This window comes from Methylocaldum sp. (assembly GCF_039794385.1).
Classification (GTDB): Bacteria; Pseudomonadota; Gammaproteobacteria; order Methylococcales; family Methylococcaceae; genus Methylocaldum.
This window is the reverse complement of record NZ_JBDIVO010000404.1, coordinates 1-3,785: the sequence shown is the minus strand read 5'-3', so window position 1 is coordinate 3,785 and position 3,785 is coordinate 1. Positions and strand designations below refer to the sequence as shown.

The window sequence follows — 3,785 nt, the reverse complement described above, 5'->3', positions numbered from 1 at the left end:
AAATTAGGCGTAGAAATCACTGGCCGAGACATCCGTATCGCCTTCTCGGAAAGAGCATCCTCCGAACCGGAGAATTCCCACGCGCATCAAGCCTCCTTCCCCGCCGACGCGGCTTCCTGAAGGGACGTCTCCTCCATGTGTCTGCGTAAACTCAAAGGCCGCATGTCCGTCCACACATCCTTGATATAGTCCAGACACTCCTGCTTCGGACCGCTCTTGCCGACCGTTCGCCATCCTATAGGCACTTCCTTGTATTCCGGCCAAATCGAATATTGCTCCTCGTGGTTGACGACCACGTGGTAAACCGTCGTGTCCTCTTCATCCCAAGCCATGTTTTCGTCCTCCAGATTCGAATTCAAGCAATCAGGATCGGTATTTATCTCGAGGCGTTTTTACCGACCTTTTGGTTGTAAAGACGAAAATTCGAGGCCAATCCCGTACTCGGGTGCAAAAATTTTTTGAATGCTAAAGGTTATACCCGGCGCTCTGGAGTTATTGATCGCCGAAAAGGAGCGGGAAGAGCGTTGAGGCAGCGAAGGTCGTTTACCCAGCCTTCAGCCAGCGCTTGCCGGCTCAGAGGCTAGGCTGATAAATGAGGGTCAGTGCACCGGAGAGATTCAGGGAACTCAGGCCCAAGGTTTTCTCGATGGCGGCCAGAATGTCCCAAGGCCGCGTTAGATGGAAGGCGCCGCTGATGGTCCGATCACGAATCCGCGGGTCGGCGATCATGAGCTTGCCAGGGTAGTAGCGGTTCAACTCGTCGATCACCGCCGCGAGCGGCTGCAGTTCGAACACCAAAAGCCCTTCGCGCCAGGCCACCGCTTGCTGGGTATCCACCCGTAGAACGGGACCCAAACCTTGCGTATCGCCACTCGCCTGTAGTCCTGCGGTCAATTCGATCCCTTTGTCCTCGGCGCGGTCGGGGTAAACCCGCACCCGTCCCTCCAAGACCGTGACAGTCATCCGTTCATCGTGCGTGTACACGTCGAAGGCGGTACCCGTGACTTGAACCCTACTGTGAGACGTCGCAACGACAAAAGGACGAGCCGGATCGTGCGTCACCTGGAAAAAGGCTTCACCTTCCAGAAGCTGAACCAGCCGTTGCTTTGGGGAGAACTCGACCGACAGGGCGGAATGGGTATTGAGAGAAATTCGGGAGCCATCCTCTAACGTGAAGTCCCGCCGTTCACCCCATTGGGTGTGAAAGTCGCTGGTCCAGAAGCGAATGGCGCCCGGCAACCACAGGGCGATAGCCACCGTTTACGCCAAGGCGAGACCGGCGAAAGCCCGGCGCATCGGCCTCCTTGCGACCGGCGGTGTCGCCTTTCGAATGGGAGAATCAATGCAAGCCTTTAGGCAGGCTTGTGCTTCCTCCTGCTCGAAAACCCGCTGAGCCGGCTCATCCAGCAGCGCCCAAAACGCCTCGACATCTGCATACGCCTTCGCGTGCTCTGGGCTACGCCTCCGCCAGGCCTCGAACCGACGGTAGTCCACAGGCGTGGCTCGGCCCGAGTGGAGTTTGGAAAACCATTCGATCGCCTCGTTGGAGATCGCCGTCTCCACAGGGGTTGGATGCATAACCGCTCTTCTTCGCATGTAGTCTGGGCGACGGCCGGGCGTCACATTCGCCGGCTTTTTCGATTACAGCCGCTCGACCGATCCTTGTCAAACGCTAGTATCAATTCGCCGGGAGAGACGAAACCGTCCGGAGTGATGGCGAGCCGTGCCGGAAGAACGGCCGCAGTCGAATTTTCCGCGTGCCGCGGCGACGCTATGCCGCGCGCATACGGTCACGCAGAATCATTAACGCTTTCCTGATTTGTGTTTCCACCGTGCGGGGCGAAATCGCCAACTGCTCGGCGATCTCGACGTGACTGAGCTGTTGGACCTTGTGCATCAGAAAAATGCGGCGGCATTGCGGGGGTAGTTCGGCGATGAAATGCCTCAGAAGATCCAACTGCTGGCTCGCTTCCGCGATTCTGTCGGGTGCAGGCTTCGGACAGATCAGGTCTTCTTCAAGCGATTCGCCATCGGCATTGGCCCGCACCGTGGTCTGCCGCCAATGGTCGATGACCAAATTGCTGGCGATTCGGAACAAATAGGCACGTAGATCCCCGATCGTCTCGGGGGCGCCTTGCTGAATGACCCGCAAATAGGTTTCCTGTGCCAGGTCTTCCGCAGTATGGCCGCAGCCGAGACGTCGAGTGAGCCATTGCAGCAAAGACTTCCGGGTATCCAGGAAGGTCGATTCGGTCAGGGCGGTAGGTGAACTCACTGACTCACTCTCCGTAATTGTTGTTCCGTATTAGCGGGTGTTTGCGGCCGGGATTCCGATGGGTTTACTTGGCACGTAGAACAGGAAAGGCAATATCGATACCAAATACAAAAGTGTTTCTTTCTCAGAACATTTAATCGATCGGAACAGGTCAGGATATGGGATATCGCTTGGCTTGTATGGCATAACCCACATTTTGAGACTATCCGGCGCCCACTTTTGCGCAGCTTGGGCACTTTCGGCCGACCGAGCACAAGATTTTTTCTCATGACTACGGGATTTGGCTCCGTTGTTCGTCATTAGTCGTAGAGATCACTTAAAACTCGGAATGAGTCATGGGGGTAGAGCGAGCCTGCCCTGCGCTCAATCAAGACACCGCCGGGCATGGACCCCGGGGCACCGGACAGTAGCGAAACCAACGGAACTCAATTCCCTTCGTCACGCTATTTTCAGATTTACTTCGAACACATCGAGGAATTGCTCGGCGACGTTCGCCTGCGCCTCGATGCGTTGCGACAGCACGTCGCCGATTTTCAACAAGAGCCCAGTGACGCTCCGACCGATAACACCGGATGCCCGCCGGCCGGGCAAATCAGCCGGGTTGCACGCCCAGCGCCGGAGGAGTGCGGGACGGCGGCACATCGCAACACATCGGCCTCCGTCGGACCGGCACTTTCGCTCCAAGGCGTCGATAAACGCCCGAAGTCGCGGCGCAAGGCGACCCGCACGGCCGCTCCCATATTCGGCCACGGTATCCCGAGAATGAGCACTTAGCCATCCAATTGCCTAATGACGACGAGGGCGGCGAAATGAGCGAGATCAACGTCACGCCTCTGGTGGACGTGATGTTGGTGCTTCTGGTGGTATTTATCGTCACGACGCCGCTGCTGGCCCAGGTGGTTCGGGTGAAACTGCCCAAGACCGAGCAAACCGAACCGGCACCGGACCAGCACATCGCCATCCTCAGCGTGACCGCGGAGGGGCAGCCGATGCTGGACGACCGTCCGGTGCCGCTGGACGCCTTGGAGGCCGAGTTGAAAGCCCTGCAGGACCGCGATCCCGAGATCGGCATTCAGCTCCAGGCCGATCGGGCGGCCGTGTTCGAGGCCGTGGCCAAGGTCATGGCCAGCGCCCAGCGTTCCGGCATCGGCAAGCTCTCGTTCGTGACCGTGCAGCAGTAGCCACCGGCCAACTGGGTGAGAAAGCCGTTTCTCTGCCTCCTAGCTACTGCGTCGTACTGCGGTGGACCTTGGATCGGACCCGTTCAGAATCGGTGGATCCGCCGATAGTGGCTCTGAAGACGCCGCCGCTCGACGGCTTCGGGACACTTTACCTCGTCGGCGCGAAACGGCAAGAGCGTCTCGCGCACCGTGCGGGCACGTCTTAGTACTACAGCCGCAGTTGTTGGTCTAACAAGCATGGTAATCGACTGAGGAGACTGCCATGCAAGACTCGATACGACAGTGGGACGCGGAGCTGACCGCACTGCATGCGCGGATTGGCTCGCGTT

General features: G+C 58.3%; 6 protein-coding genes. 1 reads left to right on the top strand and 5 read right to left on the bottom strand.

Annotated elements, in window-relative coordinates; all coding sequences use genetic code 11:
• Nucleotides 1-86: 86 nt before the first annotated feature.
• From ABJK70_RS21660 to ABJK70_RS21640, 5 genes are all read right to left on the bottom strand, one after another.
• Entirely contained in the window at nt 87-332 is a 246-nt protein-coding gene (locus ABJK70_RS21660) for an MbtH family NRPS accessory protein (RefSeq protein ID WP_347259098.1), read from the bottom strand.
• A 241-nt stretch (nt 333-573) separates the two neighbouring features.
• Nucleotides 574-1,257 carry a FecR domain-containing protein gene (locus ABJK70_RS21655; RefSeq protein ID WP_347259097.1) on the bottom strand — a complete coding sequence of 228 codons (684 nt, stop codon included), beginning with the start codon at nt 1,255-1,257 and terminating at the stop codon, nt 574-576.
• A 3-nt stretch (nt 1,258-1,260) separates the two neighbouring features.
• Nucleotides 1,261-1,578 carry a DUF4880 domain-containing protein gene (locus ABJK70_RS21650; protein WP_347259096.1) on the bottom strand — a complete coding sequence of 106 codons (318 nt, stop codon included), beginning with the start codon at nt 1,576-1,578 and terminating at the stop codon, nt 1,261-1,263.
• Between the two features lie 193 nt (nt 1,579-1,771).
• Complete coding sequence (locus ABJK70_RS21645; protein ID WP_347259095.1) at nt 1,772-2,275, bottom strand: sigma-70 family RNA polymerase sigma factor; 504 nt, start codon at nt 2,273-2,275, stop codon at nt 1,772-1,774.
• Nucleotides 2,276-2,713: 438 nt separating this feature from the next.
• A complete protein-coding gene (locus tag ABJK70_RS21640; protein WP_347259094.1) occupies nt 2,714-2,917 on the bottom strand; it encodes a hypothetical protein in 204 nt (67 codons plus the stop codon).
• 167 nt (nt 2,918-3,084) lie between these two features.
• Between ABJK70_RS21640 and ABJK70_RS21635 the strand changes: the two genes are divergently transcribed.
• Nucleotides 3,085-3,456 (top strand): biopolymer transporter ExbD, encoded by a 372-nt coding sequence (locus ABJK70_RS21635; protein WP_347259093.1) that lies wholly within the window; start codon nt 3,085-3,087, stop codon nt 3,454-3,456.
• Nucleotides 3,457-3,785 lie beyond the last annotated feature (329 nt).